Raw genomic sequence first — 24,271 nt, forward strand, 5'->3', positions numbered from 1 at the left:
TCATGGACAGCATTCGGTGGACCGTGCTGCCCGACGGTGTGGTCGACGGAGACACCGTGCGGGTGTCCGTCCTGGTCAGCCCACGTCTGACCGAGATCGGCAGGCTCGGCGACTCCGGGTACTTCGCGAGCTGGCCGCAGCGGCTCGCCGCCCTCCTGCCCTCGCTGTGGCTGGAATTCGACGCCCCGCAGAACGCGATCGTCAAGGAACTGCGGCCGACCGGCCGCTACCCCGCCGCCGACCCCGTCCTGTGGACGACCTTGTTCCCGGGCGACACCTTCGTCCGCCCGCCGAAGACACCGCCCTCGCCGGACGGCACAGCCCCACGGCGCACCCTGCGCTCCTATCCGGGCAGACTCGTGCACGACGAGGTGACCGGGGTCTACCAGGCGGTCGCGGTGGACACCACGCGGAACAGGCTCCGCCGGGAGTGGGCCCGCCAGGAGCGGTTGCTGTGCGAGGAACCGCCCACCGACCATCGCGGCTGGGAACACCCGGCGCTGTACCGGCTGGTCGACATGATCTCCGAGCGGGTGCTGGACCTCGGCCGCGATCCGAACACCGGCTATGAGGCGGTGCGGCTCGCGCTGGAGGCGCACGGCGGCGGTTCCACGCCCCGCGCGGCCGACGACCACACACCGGTCTACATGGACCGTACGAGCTCCGTGTACACCGGTGCCGACCGGCGGATCCTGCCGCTCGCCGAGGCGGCCCGGTTCTACGACCGGGGCAAGGCGCCGACCGCACGCGCCGCGGTGCCGGAGCACCGGGTCGACTTCCACGAGGCCTGTGGCCTCCTGGGCGACTATCCGGAACTGCAGCGCCGTTTCGGTCTCGTCCTCGACCTGCGGTTCGCGGTGCCCGCCGGAGTGACCGACGGGGCGAAGATCCGGGTGCGCTTCGACGACAGGATCGCCGACGCCGCCCAGCTCAACGCCGCGGACAGGTGTCCCTGGACGAGGATCGGCTTCACCCGGGGCAGCGTGTTCGAGTCGGCCGGCGGCACCGGAGACGTCATCACCGGCCGCATGCTGAACCTCGGCGCCCCCGATACCTGGCACCTCACCGAACTCGACGTGGACGGGGCGGCCCTGAGGCACGTCGACTACGCCCGCACCATCGACACGATGTGGTGCTCCACGGTGCCGTCGGGCATCGGATCGCTCGCCGACCAGGTGGTGGGCACCGGCACCCCGGCCGCCCGCGGTGGCGGGATCACCCTGCTGCACAACGACCGTGACCAGCACCTGGCCGGGCTGATCGGCACCGACCTCGGCCGCCAGACGGCCACCGAGGGCGTCGTACTGGCCGCCAAGGACCTGGTGCGCGGCTACCGCGTGGACATCGGGACCGTCGACCCGGCCACCGGCAAGGTCACCCAGTGGCGGTCGCTGCTGCGCCGCAGGGGCAGCTACACCATTCGCAGGCCGGGACAGCAGCCCGTCGCGATCCAGGTCGCCGCGGACGAGGGCATGGTGCGCGGCAGCTCGGTGACCGTCGACGCCGCGGACGACCAGCAACTGTACGGACACCAGGCGGTGTTCGGCTGGGACGGTTGGAGCCTCGCGGCCCCTCGCCCCGGCAAGACCATAGGCTTGGACAACCAGCCGCAGGCCCCGGCCCCGCCGGTGTCCCGGGACGTACCCCTGGACACCGCATTCGCCCCGGAGCCCGGCTCACTGCCCGCTCTGCGCTACGGCCGGACCTACCGGATGCGTGCCCGCGTCGTCGACCTGGCGGGCAACAGCCTCGACCACACGGCGAGCACCCCCGACACCGTCCAGTCCGACGCCCTCACCTACGGCCGCTGGGAGCCGGTGCCGCAGCCCGTGGTGCTCCCGCTGCTGCCGTTCAACGAGGGAGAGTCCACCGAGCGCCTGGTCATCCGCAGCACCGTCACCGACGACGACCGGCCGGTGTCCACCGACGCCTACGCCCTGCTGCGCTCGGACGTTCCGGACCACAAGGCGCACTCCGATGTGGACGGCCTGGACCGGAGGTACAAGCCGATCGCGGAACGGCACATCGCGCCGCCCAAGACCGCCCTGCAGATGACCGAGGAGCACGGCGTGTTCGACGCCGCGTTCGGCGCGGAGAAACCCGCCCGGCTGCGCGAGCAGTACTTCGCCGCCGCATCCCGCGAATCCGGGTCCTTCCTGGACACCGTGGTGCGCGAGGCGGACTGGCCGCACACCGAGCACGATCTGCTGCGCGAGGGCGAGATCCACATCGCCAAGCACGATGTGCACGACCCGCTGCCGCTCACCCGACTGCCGCTGCCCCGGCGCGGAGCGGACCTCCAGCAGGGCGAGTACGTGCTGCACAGCGGCGACCGGCTGATCCTGCCCTATCTCCCGGACGTGCTGGCCGAGGGCGTCATGCTGCGCGGCCTGCCCGGTGACACCGAGAACCGCAAGATCCCCTTCCCCGGACCGTGGCCGCAGGCGAAGCCGTTCAAGGTGCGCGTCAAGGAGGGCACCGGTGAGCCGCACTGGCACGACGGCCTCCTGGAGCGGGTGCTGGAGGTGTTCCTGGCCAAGGGCGAGATCGCCACCGTACGACTGAGCTGCTACCTCGATCCGAAGAACCTGCCGCTGCTGCGCCAGTGGAGCCTGCTGACCTCGTCACCGTTCTGGGCGGAACTCCCCGACCAGGACAAGGCCTTCGTCACCCGGGCCGGCGCGGACGGCGAGAACTGGATGCTCACCCCGTGGGTCGAACTGACCCTCGTGCACGCCGTGGAGAAGCCCGTACACCGGCCCGAACTCAGCCGGCTCGCCTTCAGCCGCACCGCCGAGCAGACCGCGGTGCAGGTCACCGGCCTGCTGACCAGCCACGCCGAGAGCAGCGGGCACGTCGAAGTGGACGCGAGCTGGAGCGAGTGGCTGGACGACGTCACCCAGCCCGCGCCCAGCCGGATCGACGGACACACTCACCTGGAGGACATCAACCTGCGCTACACCGACGAGACGGCCGACGTCGATCGCCGCCACGAGTTCGGCGACACCAAACACCGCAATGTCCACTACACGCCGACCGCCGTCACCCGGTTCCGCGAGTACTTCCACCCCAGCATCACCCAGGACCGGGCCAACGTCACCCGCATCGGCCCGGCCACCGACGCGCTGCCGGTGCCCAGTTCACGCCGCCCCGAGCCGCCGGTGGTGGCCTACACGGTGCCGACCTTCCACAGGGAGCGCACCGTCGACGACGAGAGGGACACCGTCACGCAGCACCGCGGGCCCGGCGGCCTGCGGGTCTACCTGAAGCGACCGTGGTTCTCCTCCGGCGACGACGAGATGCTCGCCGTGATCCTCGATCCGGGCACCGCCATGCCCGACACCTTGGCCACCCGCTGGGGCGTGGATCCCGTCTGGGGTGACACCACCCCCTTGCCCACGCCATCGGCCGCACACTTCCCGAACGCCGCGCAGACCCTCACCGGCCTGCGCCTCGCCGAATCACCGGACACGGCACCGGTGCTGGTGAACGCCGTGGCCTTCGCGCCGACGTACCACCAGGAAAGGCGGCTCTGGTACGTCGACATCGACGTGGACCTCGACGGCGGCACCGCGGGGCCCCAGCCGCACTATTTCCCCTATCTGCGGCTCGCCCTGGCCCGCTACCAGCCGTACTCGGTCGATCCGCTGCACCTGTCGAAGGTGGAGCGAGCGGAGTTCGCACAGCTCGTCCCGCCGCGCACGGTCACCGGTCACCGCGAGGGCGACCGGCTCACCGTCCGGCTGACCGGCCCGGCGACGTACAACGAACTCGGTCGGATCGGCGGCACCGGTGTGACCGCGGCCGCCGCGAGCCGCCGGGTCACCGTGACCCTCCAGGGCCGGGCGACCGTGGGGGAGGACGACATGGACTGGAAGCAGGTGGGCATCCCGGTGGAGCTCACCTGCCAAGCCCACGGGAGCGGATTCACCTGGGCCGGAGGCGTCACGCCGCCGGCCGGGCGGTTGCTCACGCTGTACCGGCTGCTGGTGCAGGAGTACGAGCTCTACCGCACCGACCAGGACACGGCCACCGACACCGTCACGGTGAACGGTACGGCGATGCCCGCAGCCCGGCGTCTGGTGCACGCCGACTACTTCGGCCTGACCGTCGGCCTGCTCGGCCGTATCGACTTCGAGCTCTAGGAGACGGGCATGTGTCCGGCAACGAGTGCAGCTCGGGTTTCGCCGTGCGCGGGGTCGATGACGGCAAGCGCGCCATGGCCACGGCGTGACACTGTTCGAACGGAACGACCGGTGTGGCGGCGACCTCGGGGGAGTACCGGTTCGGCACGTTCGTCCGGTCCCTCTACAACACCGAGGTGGATGCCGCGCTGCTCGGCGGAACGCCTGCCAGGCCACAGGTGTACGCGCCCACCATCTGGGTCGACGGCGGCACCCCGAGCACTCCCGTCGCACGCGTGAAACAGGTCGAGTGCGCACTGAACGCCAAGGTACTGACCACCACCGACGCGGAGTCGGGGGACACGACACCGCCGCCTCCGCGCACGGACTGCCGACAGCCCGGACTGTCCGGCCCGGTGTCATGAGCCGGGTTTCTCCCTCGCGGGCGAGGACGGGTGGCAGTCTCAGCGCACGCCTGGGCCGCCATGACCTTCGTCAGGGTTCCAGGAGGCGGTCCGGCCCCAGCGGCACCTCGTGCAGGAGGAGCCGGCTGCGCAACTCCCGTACCCCGAAGTCCGCCTTGAGCCGGTCGATGACCGTTTCGAACTCGTGGGCGTCGGTGCAGGCCATGCGCAGCTGGTAGTCGTAGTCCCCGGTCAGGCGCATGGCGCCGACGACCTGCGGCACTTGAGGCAGGTGCTCCTCGAAACCCTTGCGGTCCACGCCCTCGCGCAGGCGGACATCGCTGAGCAACTCCATCCCGCGCCCGAACGTCGCCAGATTCAGGTCGGCCCGGTATCCGCGGACGACTCCGGAAGCCTGCAGCCGACGTACGCGTTCGGCGACGGTGTTGGCCGACAGCCGGACCTGACGCCCCAGCTCCTGGTACGTCGCCCGGCCGTCGGCAAGGAGGATCGTGAGGATCTGCCGATCGATGCGGTCCATAACCCCATGCTACAAATACTCGGCCAGACATCGATACAGCCGAGTTTTCCGCGGCGTTTGTGCCTTGAATGCCGAGAAGTCCGAGCCAAAATCGGCGCTATCGGTGCCAGGCTCGCAGGCATGGAGATCCTGCTCCTCCGAACCGCCCTCGCCCCCTCTCTTGTGTTACTCGTCTCCGTCGTCGCGCGGCGCTCGGGCCCGCGCCGAGGCGGGCTCCTCCTGGGCGCACCGACGACCTCCGGCCCCTTTCTGGCACTCATGTGGCTGGACGGCGGGAGCGCGGCGGCCGCGCGTGCCGCGCACGGCAACGTCGCGGCACAACTGGTCGTCGTGTCCTTCTGTCTCGCCTACGGGCGGTTCGCGCCCGCCCTGCGTCCGTCACGGACACTGACGGCGGCCCTGGCCTGCGCGGCCGGAGCCGGTCTGGCCGCGGCGGTGTGCCCGAACGTCTGGCTCACGGCGGCCCTGGCCCTGGCCGTGATCTTCGCCGGCCTGCGGAGCTGGCCCGCCCGACACACGCGGACCGGCCGCCGGACCGCGCCCGGAGCTGGGAGATCCCGGTGAGGATGGCGGTGTCGGCCACGACCGTCCTGTTCGCGGTGAACGCCGCGGACGCCCTCGGCTCCTTCACCGGCGGCATCCTGGCCGCGCTTCCGGTACTGCTGGCCGTGATGGCCCCCTCGACCCACCACTCGACCGGCGCGAACGCCGCCGCCGCGATGATGCGCGGCGCACTGACCGTCGCGCCGGGCACCATCGCCTTCCTACTGGCGCTCTATATGGCCTTCGCCGCTGCCAGTACGCGGAATTGACCGGCGCCCGCCGATGTCCCGCAAGCGCCGGCCGGGCCGTGCACCTCTCGATCACCCACTGGTGGGTGCCCAGGCCGGTGCCTGGAATCGTTGCTGTCGATAGGCGCCGGGCGCCAGCCCGTACCGCGCTCGGAATGCCCGGTTGAAAGCGGATGGATCGACGAATCCCCACCGCCTGCCGATCTCGTGCACGCTGCGCGTGGCCAGCCGGGCGTCGGCCAAGTCTGCTCGGCAACGTCCGAGTCGCTGCTCGCGGATGAACTGGCCGACCGTCATGTCATCGTGGCCGAAGAGATAGTGCAGGGAACGCAGCGAGATGTGGTGGGCAGCGGCCACGGCAGGCGGGGACAGGGCGGGGTCGCCCACGTGGCGACAGATGAAGGACTTGATCTCCAGTAACAGTGCGGCCTGCCGTGTTTCTGCGCTCAACCGGTCCGGTGAGTCGACGAGATCGGCGAGGAACGCCGACGCCAGGTCCCACAGTGCTGATCCGACTCGTCTCGCATGCGCCGCCTTGAGCGCCGGTGCCTGCTCGACCAGTCCGGCGAGCAGCTGGCCGAGCAGCGCCCCAACCCCTGTCCGGGCCGGTAGTCGCGTGGCGGTCAACCGGCGTAGCGTCTGGTCCGGCACAGGCACGGCACAGCGGGGCAGGTGCAGGACCACCGACCTGGCGTGGCTGCGGGTGGCGACCGCGTTGGCGATGTACGGCCGGGAAGTGTCGTAGAGCACCAGGTCGCCGTCGGTCGGGTAGAAGTGGTTGTCCGCCTGCTCGATCTCCATGTCACCCCGGGCGGCCAGGGCCAGTTCCAGCAACTCCGGGTCCGAGCGCCTGATCAGCCGCGGGGTGCGCATTGATCTCAGCGTGGGAAAGTCGATCGCCGAGACCCGCACCCGGTCCATGTCCACATGGAGCAGGGAGGCCTGGAAGTCATGGGCGTGGTCCGAGGTGACGAGGTGCGGCGCCAGGTCGTCGGCCACCAGCTCGCAGAACATGTCGAACCGGTGGGCGGGCGGCGCGACACGGGTGTCCCATGTGTGTACGAATGGAGGCGTCGTTGCCTGGCTCATTGCGTAGTGCCCGTTCGTCTGCTCAGGGGCTTCATCCGGAAGTCATCGGGCCTGCTGGCGCAGAAATTCCTGAACGGCCTGCGCAAGTCGATATTCGACCTTCATTTTCACTATTCGGCATCCGCTGCACATTATGTCAACTCCACTGCATGATCCGTCAACGGCGGGCCCTGCAAAGGCTGAAATCCCTTGTCTACGCGTCCGGTACGAGACAGCGCTGACGCAGAAGGAGAGAACTCATCGCCTCAGGCAGCTCGCGGCGCCGCGAACCAGGGCACGGCATCTGTGAAGAAGCCTGTTCGGTGGGGAGGTGACATCGTGGGGGAACCTGCTGCCGGCCGCGCCGCTGCCGCGGGCTTCGGCCCGGCAGAGCGACTCGTCGCGGAGGCAGAGCATGAGTCAGACGTCAACGGCGTTCCCCACGTGTTCCAGAGGCTCCGCGGAGGGCTCTTCCAGGGCCGGCGCACGGGACGCCTACAGCAGCGCCACAGCACGCGTCGCCGCCACCGCCCTCGTGGCGCTGATCGTCAAGGCGGTGATCGGGAGCCGGCGAGACGACGCCGACGACATCCGGCGACGGAGCGAAGAATGCGGCTGTCGGAGCTGAGCGAAAGAGCCGGGGTTTCCCTCGCGACGATCAAGTACTACCTGCGTGAGGGGCTGCTGCCCCCTGGTGAGCGGGTCAGCGCCACGCAGGCCGACTACGGCTCGGGGCATCTGCGACGACTGCTCCTGGTGCGGGCGTTGATCCAGGTCGGCCGTGTCCCGGTGGCCGGGGCCCGGGAGGTGCTCGCGACGGTGGACGACGACACCCGGTCTCCGAACGAGCGGCAGGCCACCGCCGTCCGGGCGTTGCCCTTGCTCCAGGGGTTCGGTTCGCAAGAGGAGAGGATGGAGGCTGCTGTGGCGCTCACCGTGCTCGGTGAGCCGCTGCTGCTTGCGCTGCGCAGGCTTGCGGTCGCCGAGAAATGTGAGCGCAGGGGATGGCGATGTCGGAGAAGTCGGTCGGGGTGTCCCCCCGCTCTCCGGAGAGCTCGCCGCCTGGATCACGTCCGTGTCGTGGCCAGGAGGGGATGACGAGCCGATCGCGAGAGCGGTCGTGGTGATCCGTCAGTGCTACAGCGAGCGCTGTTCGGCGTCAGCCGGTCGCCTCGGCGATGCGCAGACCGCGCCCGGCGATGCCGGCGGTGTGGTGACGGCTGTGACGGCGGCCGTCGTTGGTGAGGGAGAACCCGGGAAGACGCCACGCAGGGTGATGGGGTCGTCGGCGCCGGGCAACTTATGAGAAGTCAGACGTTGTCGCTGCCTGAATGATGTCTCGCACGCCGGTGTGTGACTGCGCATCAGGCCGACTGACCACCGGGAGACCAGCGATGGCGACGGACCGGACGTACGCGCACCCCTCCACCAGAGGGTTCGAGCATCCGCTGGCGTTCTGGGCCGGGGCAGCGGCCTGCACCATCGGCGTGCTGCTGCACCTGCCGATGTACTTCTCCGCGCGGGGCATGGGCTACCACATGGCCGGCATGAAGCCGGATGCCGCCATGATCACAGGCATGGCGCTGATCGGGGCCGGTCTGCTCGCGGCGCTGTACGGGGTCGTGCCGCGTGGCAGCGGCGCGATCCGTGCCGCCGGCTCCCGGATCACCGTCCGCACCCTCGACGACGCCCCCATCACCCGTCGGCACGTAGCGCTCGTGCTGATCATGGCCCTCGCCGTGACCATCGACGTGATGAAACCGACCGCCCTGTCCTTCGTGGCGCCCGGCGTGGCCCAGGAGTACGGGCTGAAGTCACCGGCAAACCCGCACGGCCACATCCCGGTGTCCTGGCTGCCTCTGTGCGGCATCACCGGCACGGTCGTCGGTTCGTTGGTGTGGGGTTGGCTCGGGGACCGGATCGGCCGACGAGCGTCGATCATCGTGGCCGGGATGCTCTTCGTCACCACCTCGATCTGCGGAGCGATGCCGGGGTTCACCTGGAACCTGGTGATGTGCTTCGTGATGGGTATGGGCGCCGGCGGCATGCTGCCCATCACCTTCACCCTGATGGCCGAGACGATCCCGGCTCGCCACCGCGGGTGGCTGATGGTGCTCATCGGCGGCGACATCGCCGGCGCGTACGTCATCACCAGTTGGCTCGCCGCCCGGCTGACCCCGACCTACAGCTGGCGCATCCTGTGGCTGATCGGCCTGCCCACCGGTCTGCTGTTCCTCGCGCTCAACCGCTGGATCCCCGAGTCGCCGCGCTACCTGCTGGCCACCGGACGGCGTGAGCAGGCAGAGGAAGTACTCCGCCGCTACGGCGGCACGGCCGAAGTGGCCGACCCGCAGGAGGACACCGCACGGCGGGTGGTGGATCGCGGCGGCTGGCTGATGCTGCTGCGCGGCCGACTGCTGGGCCCGACGGTGGCGATCACCGTGCTGGGCATCGGCGTGGGCCTGATGACCTACGGCTTCCAGCTCTGGGTGCCGACCAACCTCCAGCACCTGGGCTACTCGTCGGTGAACTCCGACTACGTCATCCGCAACGCCGCCATCCTCGGTCTGCCACTGACCGTCCTGTGCGCCTGGATGTACGGGGCGTGGGGGAGCAGGCGGACCATCGTCACCGTCACCGCCGTGACGGGACTGACCCTGGTGGGCTTCGTGATCGCCGGCGACTCGCTGGCACACGACCACACACTGCTGTCCCTGCTGCTGGTGGTGCCGCTGTCCGGCGTCAGCTCCGTGGTCGCGGTCGTCGCCGGGTACGCGGCCGAGGTGTATCCGACGCTGGTGCGTTCGCGGGGGACCGGCCTGGCCGCCGGTATGACCAAGGCCGGCGGCGTGCTGATCCTGTCCCTCACGGTGGCCGCCGCGTCGGTGCCGTCGATCGTCACCACCGCCGTGCTCGGCGCGGTGCCGCTGCTGCTGGCCGCGGTGATCTTCCTGTGGATCGGCCCGGAGACCCACGCCCGCGCACTGGAGGACATCAGCGACGAACTGTTCCACGAGCGCAGCCCCGTGGTGTAGCCGCCCGGCGCACCGCACACCCCAAGTCGCGTGCCCGGCGTAGCGGTCTCCCCGTGCCGTCTGCCGGGCACGCAGTCCCTCGGTGCGCCCCCGGCGCGGCGGGCGTACCGAGCGAACTGCGTGGTCCTGTGCGACCCGCTCAAGTCCTGTGCGCGCGTACGGCCGAGGAGGCAATCGACTGTGACCGACATCAACGCGGCGGCGGTCCGCACCGCCCCAGCCCCGCAGACGTCCCTGTTCGTCACCGGAGACTTCCCCCGCCGCCGGTGGCTGCTGCTCCTGCTGAGCGTCATCGCCGGCCTCGTCGTCGCCTACGCCTGGTCCGCGGACCTGGTGGACGACCAGATCGGCGTCAACACGGCGGACTCGATGCTGGGCCACGACGCCCAGGCACCCATCGGCGGCATCGCCTCCGGGGTGGTGTTCGCCTTCGTCTCCGGCATGGCGGGATCCTTCACCGCGTGCAACATCGCGGCCTTCGGGGCGGTCGGACCGCTGGTCGGCGGCCAGTCCACCCGGCGCGCGAGGCTCGCCGGCACGCTGCGGCCGCTGGGCTGGGTGGCGGCCGGCATGATCCCGGTCTCGGCCGCCTACGGCGTGGTGGTGGCCTTCGCCGGCACGCACATGCCGCAGTTCTCCATGGCCAAGGGCCCCGGCATCACCCCGCGCATCGCCCAGGCGATGATCGCATTCGGCATCGTCGGTGTGGTCATGGTGGTGCTCGGCCTGGCCGCGGCCGGGGTGGTCAAGGACCCGCTGGCCGCGCTCTCGCGGCGCTTCCCCAACGCGCCTCTGGTGATCATGGGCGCGCTGATCGGCGGCTTCCTCATCGGCCGCCCCTACCCGCTGTTCCGCAACCTCTTCCGGTCCGCGGCCAGAACCCACAACCCGCTGTACGGAGCGGTGGCCTTCTCACTGCAGTCCATCGGCAACATCGTGGTGATGGCCGTGCTGTTCCTGCTGCTGTCCTACGGCACCGGCGGCCGACTGCGGCGCTGGCTGGGCGCCAAGGCGGGCCGTATCAGCACCGTGACCGCCACGGCGTTCCTGGTCGCCGGCGTGTTCACACTGGCCTACTGGGAGCTGCGCCTGCTCGGCCGGCTGGGCTACCTGTGGTGGCCGACCGCCCCCTGGAACGCCTAGCGGCGCGGCGGAGCAAGACGACAGGGTCCCCTGCGGCGCGGCCGCCGGGGTCCCCTGCGCGCCCGCCTCATCACCTGCGCCCCGAAGCAGCAGTCCATATCCGGTGGGCCACGAACCGCGTAAGACGGTTACCGTTTGACCGGCAGCCAGGTGGGCACCACCGACCGCGGCAGCGACTTCGAGCGGGACGCCGCCCGGACCGAACGACCACGTGCGGGCGCGGGCACCGACGCCTCCTGGCTCTGGCCCTGTAACGCGGGCACGGTCTAAGGGAGACGGACCTTGCGGAGGAATGGGCCGAGGAGCCAGGGGCGGCGGCCCCAGATGCGCAGTGAGCCGGTCATCGCCGCTCTGGCGCGGGGAACGCGGTGGAAGAGCACGAGGCTCAGGGCCGCGGGCTTGAAGTAGACGCGGACGTCGTTGTCGCGGCTCGGCTCTTCGATCCAGACTTCGCCGGTGTCCAGGACCATCGTGACGGGAGATGTGTAGGCGGAGCGGAATTCCACCGCGATGCGCCCCTGGTGCACCCGCCTGACGTCGTCCAGGATGTGACCGACGCCGTTGCGGGCGATCTCGATGAGAAAGAGCTCGAAGAACTGCGCCGCGTACGCGTGCGGAATACTCCAGGGCACATCGACGGCGCGGGCGATGTCGCGACCGTGCAGGAGCAGCTCGTTGGTCAGGTGAGCCACCAAGCCGGCGACGGGGATCCTCGACTCGCCGAGCCAGCCGATGGTCCTGGTGGGGTCCGCGGTGGCGGTCAGACGCAGGATCTCGTCGATCGAGGAACGCAGTCTGGCCACGACCTCGCCGGGATCGCGTTCCGGGTAGACGTGGAAGAGCGCCGAGTTCAGGCCGGTGTGGATGTTGTCGACCGTGGCCGCGGCGATGTGCTCGCGTATGCCCGGCATCGGTAACGGCGTGTCATCGGACACCACCGCGGAGGTGTTGAGCCAGGCGATGGCGGCGACGTGGGCCGCGGTGTCCATCACCGTCCAGTCGTCCGTCGCCATGGCCCGCGGATCGGCGCACTCGACGAGAGAGCCGAAGCGGTCGACGACGTCCCTGACCGCGTCGCGCGCCGCGTCCCACTTTTCGGACGTGATCCTCGTCGCCGCGACGGCCCGGTGTGTCCGATACCGCGATCCCGCCACCTCTCACCCTCCGGCCGCGTGAGGCTCGCCAGTTCGTGACGTCCAGTGTGGCGCGTCGACAGACGTCGCGGTTCTTCGAACGTGCCGTCGGGCGCTTTCGGCAGGGCACGCTCGGAGTAGTCGCCCGCCTCCTCTCACACCGACGATTTCCTACGTCGGCGATCGTTCGGGAGGACGGACATGGCGAGAGCGGCGGGTGGAATTCTCTCGGAACTGCCGGGCACGGCCCTTCGCGTCCTCCGGGTCGGTGGCACCCTGTTCGGCTATGCCGTGGTCTTCGGTCCCGCCGTGCTCGGTGCGCGCCTGCGGCGGCGACGGTGGGCGCATGCGGGCGAGCGTCTGTCCGCGTTGCTGACCTCGCTGGGGCCGTCCTACATCAAGATCGGCCAGTTGCTGAGCACACGACGCGATCTCCTGCCGGAGCGTGTGCGCGCGGAGCTCGGCCGGCTGGCGGACGCGACGCCTGCGCCCCGGCGGGCCCGGCTGGAGGGCGTTGTGCGCGGTGCCTACCAGGGCCGGTCGTGGCCGTTCGCCGAGTTCGGGTGGACGCCGATGGCCACCGGGAGCATCGCGACGGTCCACCGCGCCGTCACCCTCGACGGCCGCAAGGTCGCGGTGAAGGTGCGCAGGCCGGGCATCGACCGGGTGATGCGCCGGGACTTCCGGCTGACCGCGCTGGCCATGGGCGGCATGCAGCGGCTGCCACGACTGCGGTCCATGCCCTTCAAGGTCATGCACGCGCAGGTGGGCGGCGCGATCCTGCATCAGTTGGACTTCGCGGCGGAGCGCTCGGCGCTCGGCGACCTCCGCACGAACCTGAGAGAGTTCGCCTGGATACGCATTCCGGCGCCGATGCCCGACCTCTGCACCGAGGACGTGCTGGTGATGGAGTACGTGGAGGGGCTGGCCCGCACCGCATCGGAGTCGCTCTCCACGGACGCGCGCAAAGCCGCCGCGCGCCGGGTGATGTCGGCGGTCTACGAGATGCTCTTCGTGGACGGACTGGTGCACTGCGACCTGCACCCGGGAAACCTCTACATCGAGGGCGACGGCTCCCTGGTGATCCTCGACGCCGGCTTCGTCATCAAGCTCTCGGAGCCGGTGCGCGCCTCCTTCGCGGACTTCTTCATCAATATGGCCATGGGCAACGGACCGCTCTGTGCCGAGATCATCATCGAGAGCGCGGCGAGTATCGCCGAGGGCTGCGATCTCGGCGGATTCCGCGCGGGCCTCGCCGAACTCGTCACGGAGTCGACCGGAGCCCGGTCCAGTGAATTCAATCTGGCGAAGTTCGCCGGACGGCTCTTCGATCTCCAACGGCGCTTCGGTCTGTATCCGGTGCCCGAGTTCGCGTTCCCGCTGCTCTCGCTTCTGGTGGTCGAGGGAATCGTGCAGAGCCTCGATCCGGAACTCGACTTCCAGGCGGAGGCGATGCCCGTACTCCGCCGCAGGAACATGCCACGCGCTTCGGTCGGCTCATGAGAGGAAAGGTGTGCAGATGGATGTGAACTCGGGAGTCCGCGTTCCGCTGATCGACGAAGCGGACGCGGCCGGACATCTGGCAGAGCTCTACGAGCGTGCCAAGAAAGTCACCTCGCTGGACTTCGTGCCCGACATGTTCCGGCTGGTCTCGTCCCGGCCGGCGCTGCTCGAGACCATGCTCGCCGGCTACGACGGCGTCTTCAACCACGGACAACTGCCCCGGCAGACCAGGGAGTTGATCTCCGCCTGGACGTCGAAGGTGAACCAGTGCCCGTACTGTGTCGGCACGCACAACTTCTTCCTGCAGGTCTTCGGCGGCAGTGAGGAACTGGCCCATGCGATCGAGGTCGCCGACTCGCCCGACGACCTTCCGGTGGACGAGCGCACCCGCGTGCTGCTGCACCTGCTGACCAAGCTCAGCCGCAGTGCCTACAAGATCACCGACGAGGACTGGCAGGTCGCGTTGGACGCCGGCTGGAGCGCCGACGACCTGCTCGAGGCGTTCTTCTGCGCGGCGCTGTTCAACTTCATCACCCGCCTGGTGGACGGTCTCGGGCTCGGCACCACGGTGACCAGGAGCCGTATCTCCCAGCAGGAACTGCCGGGCGACTCCGCACCGGCCTCGACCGCCTCGGCCGACTGAGGCGGGACCGGCCATGAATCCGTCCCGCGCGGTTCTGATCACCGGCGTCTCCTCGCTGAGCGGGCTCTCCTCGGGCACCGGCAGGGCCCTCGCGCTCCGGCTGCACCGCGCAGGATGGCCGGTCTACGCCAGCGGCCGGAGCCTGGAAGGCCTCAAGGACCTGGCGCAGGAGGGCATCACCACCCTGCGGGTCGATGTGAGCGACGAGGAGTCGATGATCGCGGCGGTCGACCGCATCACCGCCGAGCACGGCGCGGTCGGCGTGCTGATCAACAACGCCGCGTACAGCCTCAACGGCACGATCGAGCAGACCCCCATGGACGAGGTCCGCCGCCAGTTCGAGACGAACGTCTTCGGACTCTCCCGGATGACGCAACTGGTTCTGCCGGGCATGCGGGAGCAGGGGGCGGGCCGCATCGTCATCATGTCCTCGATCTTCGGGCTCTTCGCGACCCCGGGGCGCGGCTACTACGAGGCCACCAAGCACGCGCTCGAGGCGATCGGCGACTCGCTCCGGTTGGAGGTGCACCGCTTCGGCATCAAGGTTGTGATCATCGAGCCCTCGCCGATCCTCGGCGCGTTCGTCCCGACCACCGTGGGCGACCTCGGCCTCGCTCCCGGTTCCACCGACAATGATCCCTACGGCGATTTCTGGGAGCGCTTCGTCGTCTGGCACGGCGCCTATCGGGAGGTCGAGCATCCGAAGGGCCGCGGCCGCATGTCGCTGCGCTCGGGCGATGTCGCCGCCCTCGTCGAGAAGGCGATCACCGTGCGCCGTCCGCGGATCCGCTACCGCCTCGGCATACCGGTGCGGCTGCTGCGGCCACAGCGCGTGATCTTCGGCGAGCGGGCCTGGGAGAAGTTCGTCCGCACGTTCTTTCCGACGCCGTAGCCGACGCTCCTCGCAATTTCGGAATTCCCCTTCACACGCAGTGGCCCTCGTGAGCAAAACAGGAGAAGGCGGCGGCGCTCGGCATGGGGACACTTGAGACACGGACGGACCGTACCTGGGAATCGCTACGTCACCGCGAGAAAAGAGGGTGGCTCGGTATGCGCAAAATCCTGATCGTCGGCGCCGGGCAGTCTGGGCTGCAACTCGCGCTCGGGCTGCAGCGGCACGGCTACGACGTGACCGTGATGTCGGCGCGCACGGCCGACGAGATCGAGCACGGCACCATCATGTCGACGCAGTTCCAGTTCGACAGCACGCTCAAGTTCGAGCGCGATCTCGGAATCCACTTCTGGGACGGACAGGCGCCTCGAACCCCCTTCACCCGTTTCATGGTGGGCGCCGAGGGCCCGACTCCGGTCGTCGACTGGACCAGCCCGCTGAAGAAGCCCGGCGCCGACGTCGACCAGCGGCTCAAGATGTCACGCTGGCTGCGGCTGTTCGTGGAGAACGGCGGCAACCTGATCATCAACAGCGCCACCGTCGCGGACCTCGACACGGCGGCGAGCGCGTACGACCTCGTCATCGTCGCCGCAGGCAAGGGCGGACTGGCCGAGGTGTTCGGGCGCGACGCGTCCCGATCGCCCTTCACGACGCCGCAGCGGATGCTCTCGGTCGTCTACGTCAACGGCTACCAGCCCGATCCGGCCGACCCCGGCGACCACACGGTCGAGTTCCACATGCTGCCGGGCAGGGGCGAGATGATCGTGATGCCGGCGCTCACCGTCTCGGGGCCCTGCCACATCCTGTTCTTCGAGGCCATACCCGGCGGGCCGCTGGACGTGTTCGGCGACGTCCGATCCCCCCAGCAGCACCTGGAGCGCTTCGTCGATCTGCTCGAACTGCACGTGCCGTGGGCACGCGAGCAGTACAGCAAGCTTGAGCTCACCGACGCGGGCGGCACGCTGCACGGCGGGTTCGCGCCCGTCGTCCGTCATCCGGTCGCGACGCTGCCTTCCGGCGGCCGCGTGCTGGGCATGGGGGACGTCGTCGTGGCCAACGACCCCATCACGGGCCAGGGGGCGAACATGGCCGCCAAGTTCGCGGCCGTCTACCTCGACGCCATCCTGGAGCACGGAGACCGGCCGTTCGACGGTGCGTTCATGGAGCGCGCCTTCGAGACGTTCTGGACGCTCCACGGGCGCGCGACCACCGAGTGGACGAACATCATGCTCCAGCCGCCGCCCCCGCACATGCTTGAACTCCTGGGGGCCGCAAGTCGGTTCACCGCGATCGCGAACCGATACACCGAGGCCTTCGACGACCCCAACGACTTCCTGGAGTGGTTCACGGACCCCGACAAGGCCGCCGCCTACCTCGCCGAGGTCGTCGGTGCCGCGGCCGGATCGGACCACTGAGACATGGGTGTCAGCCCAGCGGATACGCGCCGTGGGCGCGAAAGTGTAACGGAGTTATGGTAAAGCATGAACAAGAAGCGCAGTTACAACGAAGGCTGTCCGGTCTCCCACGCGCTGGACCTCGTGGGAGAGCGTTGGGCCCTTCTGGTGGTGCGCGAGCTGCTGCTCGGGCCGAAGCGCTTCAGCGACCTCAGGGACGGCCTCTGCGGTGCGAGTTCCAACATCCTCACGATCCGGCTCCGCGACCTCGAAGAGATCGGTGTACTGCGCAGATACCGCGCGGGTGCGCCGGTGAGCGGCCCGGTGTACGAGCTGACCGACTGGGGCCGGTCCCTGGAGCCCGTTCTGTTCGCGCTGGGCGCCTGGGCGATGGGGTCGCCCTATTGGGACCGGCACGCCCCTTCGACCGTGGACTCGCTCGTGCTGGCGCTGCGTGCCCAGGCCGGGTTCGCATTCGCCGCCGGGGCGCCGGTGGCCGGCACCTGCGACATGCGCGTCGGCGACGATCGGTTCACCCTGCGCTTCGGGGACGCCGGGTTGGATGTCGCCCGCGCCACCGCCTACGAGCCCGACGCGGTCGTCAAGACCGACGCCCGCACCCTCCAGATGCTGATCACCGGTGACGAGACGCTCGACGACGCCGTCGACGCGGGGCGTGTGACGCTCGGCGGCGACGAGCGGTTGATCAGGTCCTTGATCAAGTAGCAACGCCTGCGCGCTTTCGGCGCCGACCGGCTGACGAAGTTTCATATCCGCCTGGCAATCGGGCGAATCGGTTGCGCGTGCTCCAGGGCACCCCTAGTCTTGCTGGTGCAAAAATTGAACCAGATGCTCCAAAGAAATCGAGTGGTTGATAGCTGTCGCCGCAGGCCGCAGACCCTCCAGAAGGAGTGAGCACCATGCAATCCGCCGAATCCGGGGCAGCCGCACCCCATAAGGGCTGGACACTGGCCCTCAGCTCGGTGGGCGTCTTCATGGCCGCCCTGGACGCCCTCGTCGTGACCACCGCCCTGCCGGTGCTGCGCACCAGCCTCAACGCGGGCCTCGGCGACCTCGAGTGGACCGTCAACGCCTACGTCCTCACCTTCGCCTGCCTCCTGCTGCCCGCGGCCGCGCTGGCCGACCGCTTCGGGCGCCGCCGCGTGTTCGCGGTCGGCCTCGTCGTCTTCGCGGCGGCGTCGGCGATGGCGGCGCTCGCCCCGAGCGTCGGCGTGCTGATCGCGGCCCGCGCCGGCGAAGGGCTGGGCGCGGCCGTCATCATGCCCATCTCGCTCACGCTGATCAGCGACGCTTTCCCGGTCGAGAAGCGGGGCGCGGCCATCGGCATGTGGGGCGCGGTCTCGGGCGTCGCGGTCGCGATCGGGCCGGTCGTCGGCGGTGCGGTCGTCAGCGGGCTCAACTGGCACTGGATCTTCTGGTTCAACGTCCCCATCGGCGTGGTGGCCGCCCTGCTCTCGCTGTCGCGGCTGACGGAGAGTTACGGTCCGCGCCAGCCCCTCGACCTCTACGGGCTGGCCCTGGCCTGCGCCGGCTTCTTCCTCCTGGCCTGGGGGCTGGTACGGGTCAGCAGCGTCGGCTGGGGCAGCGCGCAGGTCATCTTCTCGCTGCTCGCCGGAGCGGTCGTCGTGGCGGCGTTCCTGGTGGTCGAGGGGCGCAGGAGCAGGCCGATGGTGCGCCTCGACCTGTTCCGCAACAGGGCCTTCAACGCGGCGAGTTGGGTCACCTTCTTCATGTACGCGGCACTGTTCGGCGCGCTGTTCCTGATGTCGCAGTTCCTCCAGACCGGGCTCGGCGACAGTCCGCTCAAGGCGGGCCTGCACCTGCTCGCCTGGACGGGTGTGTCCATGTTCATCGCCCCGGCCGTCGGCCCGCTGGCCGACAAGTACGGCAACCGTCCGTTCATGGCCCTGGGCATGGCCCTGCAGGCGATCGGGTTCGGATGGGTGGCGATGGTCGCCAAGCCCGGCATGGGCTTCGGCGAACTCATCGGAGGGCTGCTCGTCGCCGGAGCGGGCATCGGCATCGTCTTCCCGACCGTCGCGAACGGCGTGATGACCTCGGTGGGCCCGGACGAGACCGGCATCGCCTCGGGCACCAGCGCGACGCTGCGCGAGCTGGGCGGCGTCTTCGGTGTCGCGTTCACCGCGAGCGTCTTCTCCCACGCGGGCAACTACACGTCCCATCAGACCTTCATCACCAACTTCAGCCATGCGCTCTGGCTGTGCGCGGCGCTGTCGGCGGTCGCCATCGGCGTATCGCTGGCGTACCCGAGGCACCGCGCCCTCACCGATGCCCCCGCCCCGGCCGTGCAGCCTGTGGGAGCGGCCGTTCCGATGGTCAACGACTGACTTGCGGAGAAAGGAGACGAGGCCTGCGCCTTCCCCGTACCGGCAACGCGAGTCCTCTCCCACAGATCGCCGGTGCGCACGATCCCGTTCCACGCGTCAGTGGAGCCGCGATCGGTTCACGTTGAGCCGGCGACCGCGGTGATCCGTAGCACACGAACGAAACGAGGTAAGAATCTTGACTACCGAAGCCCAGAAGCAGGAAGAGGCCGCCATCCTCGACGTCGTCAAGGGCGTCTACGAGGCCTGGAACAACGCCGACCCGGACGCGTTCGTCGCCGAGTACTTCGATGACGCCACCGCGATCCTGCCCGGCTCGTACCTGAAGTCGCGCCAGGAGATCCACGGCGCCATGGCGTTCTCGTTCAACGGGCCGCTGAAGGGCACGAGGTCGTCCGACAAGGTGCTGAACGTCCGGTTCCTGAACGACGAAGCGGCCGTGGTCATCAGCGAGACCGGCATTCTGATTCCCGGAGAGACCGAGGCCCCGCCCGAGCGGACGGTGTACGCGACCTGGGTGCTCGCCAAGCGGGACGGCAAGTGGCTGCTCGCGGCCTACAGCAACAGCCCCTCGGTCGCGCCCGGACAGTAGGAGTCATGGGCTGATACGCCTGTGCCCCGTCCCGGCTACGCGGGACGGGGCACCACGTTTACCCAGCGCCTTCCGGCGCCGGCGCCATCGAAGTCAGGGTCTCGCGCGTTCTCGTCGTCGCCGAGGCGACCAGGATCTGCGCGGAGACCCAAGCGGCGCGCAGATCCTGGTCGCCTCTCCGATCGCCTCGACAGGCGTTATGGAAGCCTGAGTTCGGGGTGGTAGACGTCCAGCCACATGCCCAGGTCGAGGGCCCGCTCCAGGCCCAGCCGCGTCAGCCGGTCCATCGCGGCCGGCTCGCGCTCCGTCGCGGCCTCGAGCCAGCCACGGTCCACCAACTCGAACACTTCGTGATTCCGGCGCGTCAGCAATTCCTTGCCCTGGAGCTGGAGTTCCCGGCTGTAATAGGGATCCTGAGTCGACGGATACGGGCTCTTCGGCCGCCAGGCGACCGATTCCGGAAGCATCCCCTCGACCGCTCCACGCAGCAGGCTCTTCTCTCTGCCGTCGTAAGTCTTCAACGACCAGGGCGCGTTGTAGACGTATTCGACGAGCCGGTGGTCGCAGAACGGCACCCGGACCTCAAGCCCGACCGCCATGCTCATCCGGTCCTTGCGGTCGAGCAGGTAGCGCATGAAGCGGGTCAGGTGCAGATGGATCATGATCCGCATGCGGTGCTCGAAGTCGTCCTCGGAGCCGAGCCGCTCGACTTCCCCGACTGCGCTGTCATACCTGTCCAGCCGGTACTCTTCGAGTTTCAGTTGCGACACCAGTTGCGGGTTCAGCCCGGTGGCGTCCTTGTCGAACGGGCCCACGCTGACGGCTATCCACGGGAACGCGCGTGCGCGCTGGATGGCGGGGACATGCATGTGCTTGTACCCGCCGAATATCTCGTCCGCCGCCTCACCGGACAGGGCGACGGTCGATTTCTCGCGAATCGCCTTGAAGAGCAGGTACAGCGAGAAGTCCATGTCGCCGACCCCCACCGGCGTGTCTCGCGCGATGAGCGCGGCCCTGCGGACGTCGGGGTCGGCCAGCGTCTTCGGGTCGAGCACGATGTCGGTGTGCTCCGAGCCGACATGCTCGGCGACATCGTGGATGAACGGTGTGTCCGGGGTGTCGCGCAGGTCGTCCGGCTTGAAGTTCTCCGCCTGGCCCATGAAGTCGACCGCGAACGTAGGCACCCGCTCGTCGCCGAGGTGGGCCGCGGCCAGCGCGGTGAGTGTGCCGGAGTCCAGCCCGCCGGACAGCAGCAGGCAGCGCGGCACGTCGGCGACGAGCTGCCGCCGCACGATGTCGTCCAGGAGCTCGCGAACCCGTCCGACGGAGGTGTCCACGTCGTCGGTGTGCGGCCGGGTCTCCAGCCGCCAATAGGTGCGCTCGCGCACGCCGGCGGCGTCGACGGTGACCATCGTGCCGGGCTCGACCTGCTGTATGCCCGTCCAGATCGCGTGTCCCGGCGTAAAGGCGTACGAGAGTGCCTCGCGCAACCCGTCCGCGTCCAGCACGCGTTCGGCGAGCGGGTTGGCCAGGATGGCCTTCTGCTCCGAACCGAAGAGCACGCCGTCAGGCGTTCGGCAGTAGTAGAACGGCTTGATCCCCAGCCGGTCGCGGATCATCACGAGCTTCTGGTCCCGCGCGTCCCAAATGGCGAACGCGTACATGCCGTTGAGCCGGTCGGCCAGCGCCGCCCCCCAGCGCAGGTAGCCGCGCAGGACCACCTCCGTGTCGCTGGAAGTCGTGAAACGCTCTCCCAACCGGGTCAGTTCGTCGCGCAGTTCGACGAAGTTGTAGACCTCGCCACTGTAGACGAGCGTCACATCGCCCTGTTCGGTGTGCACGGTCATCGGCTGCGCCCCGCCGACCGGATCGATCACGGCCAGCCTCCGGTGGCCGAGGGCGGCGTGCCGGTCGATCCACGTGCCGCAGGCGTCAGGTCCCCGACACGCCATGGTCTCGGTCATCGTGTCCAGGACTTTCCGCTCGTGCGTGAGGTCGCGGCCGAACGAGACCCAGCCGGTGATTCCGCACATCTGCCCGCCTCCTGTGGCAATCAATTGGATTCGGTCGGTTCGTTCTCGTCTCGGTTCACACGGAGCCGCGCAGCATCGAGGCCGCCCGTTCGCCGATCATGACGACGGACAGGTGCGTGTTGGCGCAGACCATGCTGGGCATGATGGACGCGTCCACGACATGGAGGTTCTCGACCCCGTGTACCGCGCAGCGCTGATCGACGACCGCCCACGGGTCGTCGGCCGGCCCCATGCGCACGGTTCCCACCGGGTTGTAGGCGCTGTCGACGGCCCTCTCGATGTAGTCGCGCAGGGCCTCGTCGTCGTCCATGACGCGCTCGTCCAGCGCGACCAACTGCTCGCCCTTGTTGAAGATCTTCGGTGAACTCGCCAGCTCCCAGCAGCCCCTGACGCCGTCCGCGAGCAGACGGTAGTCGCGCTCGTCGGAGAGGTACCCCAGGTCGACCCGGGGAGCGGCGTACGGGTTGGGCGCCGCGAGGGTGACGCGGCCGCGCGAGTGCTGCCGGCGGAGGACGACCATCACGCCGAACACCGCCCTGGCCCCGGCGACCCGCCGCAGTTCGGGGAAGTGGAGGGTCAGGTCAAAGCGGTTGACCATCGCGTAGTACTGGTCGTTGAACCGGCTGTCGGTGGTGCGGGTCACGATCTGCCCGGTCGACTTGCCCTCGTTCTCGTAGCCCGGTTTGGGGGTCATGAACACGCCGATGCGCGGCTGGTCGGTCAGCCCGGCGCCCACGCCGGCCAGGTCCACCCGCACGGGGATGCCCAGCGTGCGCAGGTCCTCCGCGGGCCCGATCCCCGAGCGGAGCAGGATCGCCGGTGAGGCGACCGCTCCGGCCGACAGAATCACCCGCCGTGCGCGGATCGTCTCGTACGGGCCGCCGTCCACGGAGAGGACCACGCCCGCCGCGCGTTCACCGTCGAACACGACCCGGTCGACGAGGGCGCGGGGCAGGACCGAGAGATTCTCCCGCGCACCGGCCGGCCAGAGATACGACATCGCCGTCGACACGCGGATTCGGGGATCGCGCCGATTCGACGGGATCGGTCCGACGCCGGTCGACTCGGGGTGGTTGTGGTCCTCGGCCCACGGGTGGCCGGCGGCGAGGCAGACCTCTAGGAACGCCTGCTGAACCTCCGTCAGTTCCTCGGGGCGCCACCGCCTGACGGGCACCGGTCCGCCGCGGCCGTGGACGTCGCGGTCTCCGAAGTCCAGATCGTCCTCGAGCGCGCGGAAGACCGGCAGTACGTGCTCCCAGCCCCACAGCGGGTTGCCGTGCCGCGCCCACTCGTCGTAGTCCTGCGGCGTTCCCCGGATCACGACCGTGTTGCCCACGGCCGAGGAGCCGCCGGTGACCTTCCCGAGCGGGAACATGACGCGGCGGTCGTGCGTGAGCTGCGCGGTGAACCCCCAGCTGTGCTTCACCAGTGACATCGTGTTGGCGTCGAGGAGGTCGTCCGGGGTCGTCGCCCGGGTGGCGTAGTGCCGTCCGGCCTCGACCAGCAGCACCCGCCGGCCGGGGTCCTCGCTGAGGCGGGCGGCCAGCACCGCGCCGGCGCTGCCCGCCCCCACGATGATGTCGTCATAGTTCTCCGGTGTCGGCATGCGCACCCCTCACCGCTTGCGGGCGAGGCCGCACCACATGGGCAGCGGCTTGGGTCCCGAGGCGCCCTCCGGCGGCCGCCAGAGCTCCGTCTCCACCACCCCGGGCGGCACGACGTCCATGCCTTCGAAGAACCGCGCGACCTCGGAGCGGGTCCGGCGCACCACGGACTCGCCCGTCTGCTTGTCCATCTCCGTCAGCATCGCGTTCATCGCCGTGTCCTCGTCGTCCTTGGCGAAGTGCGAGAGCGCCAGGTAGCTGCCGCGGGGGACGGCGTCGAGCAGGTCGGCCACGATTCGCTCGGGCCCGTCGGCGTCGTCGACGAAGTGGAGCACGCCGAACAGGACGAGCCCGACAGGCCGGGAGAAGTCGAGCGTCGCGGCGGCCCTGCCCAAGATGTCCTTCGGGTCGCGGAAGTCCGCGTCGAGGAAGACGGTGTCCGGGTCGGAGGCGAGCAGGTACTGTCCGTGGGCCGAGACGGAGGGCTCGTTGTCGACGTAGACGACGCGGCAGCCGGGCGCGACCGCGCGTGCGGCCTCGTGCGTGTTCCCCATCGTCGGCAGCCCGGTGGCCAGGTCCAGGAACTGCCGTATCCCGCACTCGCCCGCGAGGTGTCCGACGATGCGCCGGAGGGCGTCGCGCGCGGCGTGGAGGTCGACACGCACTCCCTCGATGCCGCCGGTCTCGCCCGGCCAGTTGACGAAGGCGTTGTCGCCGACGGCGCGGTCGGACGCGAAGTTCGCGGTCCCGCCGAGCAGGTAGTCCATGATCCGCGCCGTGTTGGGGATCATGGCGTTCACCCCGACCGGCGCTTCCTCGCGGCGCGTCGTCGATGGGTTCTCTGACATGCTGCAGCCTCCTTCGCGCCGCGGCACCGGAGCTCGCGGCATTCACCACACCAGCGTGACGCCGCGGGCGCGCCGGGGCTTCTCGCTCCGTGCCCGGCGCGCGGACGCCGCCGGGCAACGCCGGAGTAGCCCGCCCGGGCCGCCGCTGCGACGCTTC

At 69.6% G+C, this 24,271-nt stretch carries 20 protein-coding genes and 1 pseudogene; 15 read left to right on the top strand and 6 right to left on the bottom strand.

The window, feature by feature from the left end; translation table 11 throughout:
• The first annotated feature begins 2 nt into the window (after nucleotides 1–2).
• Together AVL59_RS19080 and AVL59_RS19085 are read left to right on the top strand one after the other, a co-directional pair.
• On the top strand, nucleotides 3–4,145 hold the full coding sequence (locus AVL59_RS19080) for a hypothetical protein (protein WP_067305850.1): 4,143 nt from the start codon (nucleotides 3–5) through the stop codon (nucleotides 4,143–4,145).
• Between the two features lie 113 nt (nucleotides 4,146–4,258).
• Nucleotides 4,259–4,549, top strand: a complete 291-nt coding sequence (locus tag AVL59_RS19085; protein WP_067305852.1) for a hypothetical protein — start codon at nucleotides 4,259–4,261, stop codon at nucleotides 4,547–4,549.
• 70 nt (nucleotides 4,550–4,619) lie between these two features.
• Here AVL59_RS19085 and AVL59_RS19090 read toward each other — a convergent pair whose 3' ends face one another.
• A complete protein-coding gene (locus AVL59_RS19090) occupies nucleotides 4,620–5,069 on the bottom strand; it encodes an Lrp/AsnC family transcriptional regulator (protein WP_067305854.1) in 450 nt (149 codons plus the stop codon).
• A 120-nt stretch (nucleotides 5,070–5,189) separates the two neighbouring features.
• Here AVL59_RS19090 and AVL59_RS19095 point away from each other — a divergent pair, with 120 nt between their 5' ends.
• Together AVL59_RS19095 and AVL59_RS19100 are read left to right on the top strand one after the other, a co-directional pair.
• Entirely contained in the window at nucleotides 5,190–5,633 is a 444-nt protein-coding gene (locus AVL59_RS19095; protein ID WP_067305856.1) for a hypothetical protein, read from the top strand.
• An 8-nt stretch (nucleotides 5,634–5,641) separates the two neighbouring features.
• Nucleotides 5,642–5,881: a hypothetical protein gene (locus AVL59_RS19100; RefSeq protein WP_159399951.1), complete on the top strand. Its 240-nt coding sequence runs from the start codon at nucleotides 5,642–5,644 to the stop codon at nucleotides 5,879–5,881.
• Between the two features lie 51 nt (nucleotides 5,882–5,932).
• Here the strand turns inward: AVL59_RS19100 and AVL59_RS19105 are convergent, their stop codons facing one another.
• Entirely contained in the window at nucleotides 5,933–6,949 is a 1,017-nt protein-coding gene (locus AVL59_RS19105) for an AraC-like ligand-binding domain-containing protein (protein WP_067305862.1), read from the bottom strand.
• A 588-nt stretch (nucleotides 6,950–7,537) separates the two neighbouring features.
• Between AVL59_RS19105 and AVL59_RS56440 the strand changes: the two are divergent.
• The 4 genes and pseudogenes from AVL59_RS56440 to AVL59_RS55600 all read left to right on the top strand — a co-directional run.
• Nucleotides 7,538–7,807, top strand: a pseudogene (locus tag AVL59_RS56440) (MerR family transcriptional regulator); the annotation flags it as partial.
• 515 nt (nucleotides 7,808–8,322) lie between these two features.
• A complete protein-coding gene (locus AVL59_RS19115) occupies nucleotides 8,323–9,963 on the top strand; it encodes an MFS transporter (RefSeq protein ID WP_067305865.1) in 1,641 nt (546 codons plus the stop codon).
• A gap of 180 nt (nucleotides 9,964–10,143) precedes the next feature.
• The gene (locus AVL59_RS19120; protein WP_208870401.1) at nucleotides 10,144–11,106 is read left to right on the top strand and encodes a hypothetical protein; all 963 of its coding nucleotides are present in this window, start codon (nucleotides 10,144–10,146) and stop codon (nucleotides 11,104–11,106) included.
• Between the two features lie 135 nt (nucleotides 11,107–11,241).
• Entirely contained in the window at nucleotides 11,242–11,376 is a 135-nt protein-coding gene (locus AVL59_RS55600; RefSeq protein WP_257785087.1) for a hypothetical protein, read from the top strand.
• Here the strand turns inward: AVL59_RS55600 and AVL59_RS19125 are convergent.
• Nucleotides 11,373–12,260, bottom strand: a complete 888-nt coding sequence (locus tag AVL59_RS19125; RefSeq protein WP_208870402.1) for a maleylpyruvate isomerase N-terminal domain-containing protein — start codon at nucleotides 12,258–12,260, stop codon at nucleotides 11,373–11,375. The two genes, AVL59_RS55600 and AVL59_RS19125, sit on opposite strands and share 4 nt — an antisense overlap.
• Nucleotides 12,261–12,440: 180 nt before the next feature.
• Here AVL59_RS19125 and AVL59_RS19130 point away from each other — a divergent pair, with 180 nt between their 5' ends.
• The 7 genes from AVL59_RS19130 to AVL59_RS19160 all read left to right on the top strand — a co-directional run bounded on the left by AVL59_RS19130 (nucleotide 12,441) and on the right by AVL59_RS19160 (nucleotide 19,629).
• Nucleotides 12,441–13,742, top strand: coding sequence for an ABC1 kinase family protein (locus tag AVL59_RS19130; RefSeq protein ID WP_067305868.1), 1,302 nt, complete (start codon nucleotides 12,441–12,443; stop codon nucleotides 13,740–13,742).
• Between the two features lie 16 nt (nucleotides 13,743–13,758).
• Nucleotides 13,759–14,385 (top strand): carboxymuconolactone decarboxylase family protein, encoded by a 627-nt coding sequence (locus AVL59_RS19135; protein ID WP_067305871.1) that lies wholly within the window; start codon nucleotides 13,759–13,761, stop codon nucleotides 14,383–14,385.
• Nucleotides 14,386–14,398: 13 nt separating this feature from the next.
• Complete coding sequence (locus tag AVL59_RS19140) at nucleotides 14,399–15,277, top strand: SDR family NAD(P)-dependent oxidoreductase (protein ID WP_067305874.1); 879 nt, start codon at nucleotides 14,399–14,401, stop codon at nucleotides 15,275–15,277.
• Nucleotides 15,278–15,435: 158 nt separating this feature from the next.
• The gene (locus tag AVL59_RS19145) at nucleotides 15,436–16,692 is read left to right on the top strand and encodes a styrene monooxygenase/indole monooxygenase family protein (RefSeq protein WP_067305877.1); all 1,257 of its coding nucleotides are present in this window, start codon (nucleotides 15,436–15,438) and stop codon (nucleotides 16,690–16,692) included.
• Between the two features lie 66 nt (nucleotides 16,693–16,758).
• Nucleotides 16,759–17,397: a winged helix-turn-helix transcriptional regulator gene (locus AVL59_RS19150; protein WP_067305879.1), complete on the top strand. Its 639-nt coding sequence runs from the start codon at nucleotides 16,759–16,761 to the stop codon at nucleotides 17,395–17,397.
• A gap of 194 nt (nucleotides 17,398–17,591) precedes the next feature.
• Entirely contained in the window at nucleotides 17,592–19,040 is a 1,449-nt protein-coding gene (locus tag AVL59_RS19155; protein WP_067305882.1) for an MFS transporter, read from the top strand.
• Nucleotides 19,041–19,215: 175 nt separating this feature from the next.
• The gene (locus AVL59_RS19160; protein WP_079146789.1) at nucleotides 19,216–19,629 is read left to right on the top strand and encodes an SgcJ/EcaC family oxidoreductase; all 414 of its coding nucleotides are present in this window, start codon (nucleotides 19,216–19,218) and stop codon (nucleotides 19,627–19,629) included.
• Between the two features lie 197 nt (nucleotides 19,630–19,826).
• Here the strand turns inward: AVL59_RS19160 and asnB are convergent, their stop codons facing one another.
• From asnB to AVL59_RS19175, 3 genes are read right to left on the bottom strand one after another with little or no spacing between them, the layout of a single operon-like run.
• Nucleotides 19,827–21,662: an asparagine synthase (glutamine-hydrolyzing) gene (asnB, locus tag AVL59_RS19165; protein ID WP_067305888.1), complete on the bottom strand. Its 1,836-nt coding sequence runs from the start codon at nucleotides 21,660–21,662 to the stop codon at nucleotides 19,827–19,829.
• Between the two features lie 55 nt (nucleotides 21,663–21,717).
• Nucleotides 21,718–23,268: a GMC family oxidoreductase gene (locus tag AVL59_RS19170; RefSeq protein WP_067305891.1), complete on the bottom strand. Its 1,551-nt coding sequence runs from the start codon at nucleotides 23,266–23,268 to the stop codon at nucleotides 21,718–21,720.
• A 9-nt stretch (nucleotides 23,269–23,277) separates the two neighbouring features.
• Nucleotides 23,278–24,114: an SAM-dependent methyltransferase gene (locus AVL59_RS19175; protein WP_067305893.1), complete on the bottom strand. Its 837-nt coding sequence runs from the start codon at nucleotides 24,112–24,114 to the stop codon at nucleotides 23,278–23,280.
• Nucleotides 24,115–24,271: the final 157 nt, after the last annotated feature.

The sequence above is a fragment of the Streptomyces griseochromogenes genome (assembly GCF_001542625.1).
In the GTDB taxonomy this organism is placed as follows: domain Bacteria; phylum Actinomycetota; class Actinomycetes; order Streptomycetales; family Streptomycetaceae; genus Streptomyces; species Streptomyces griseochromogenes.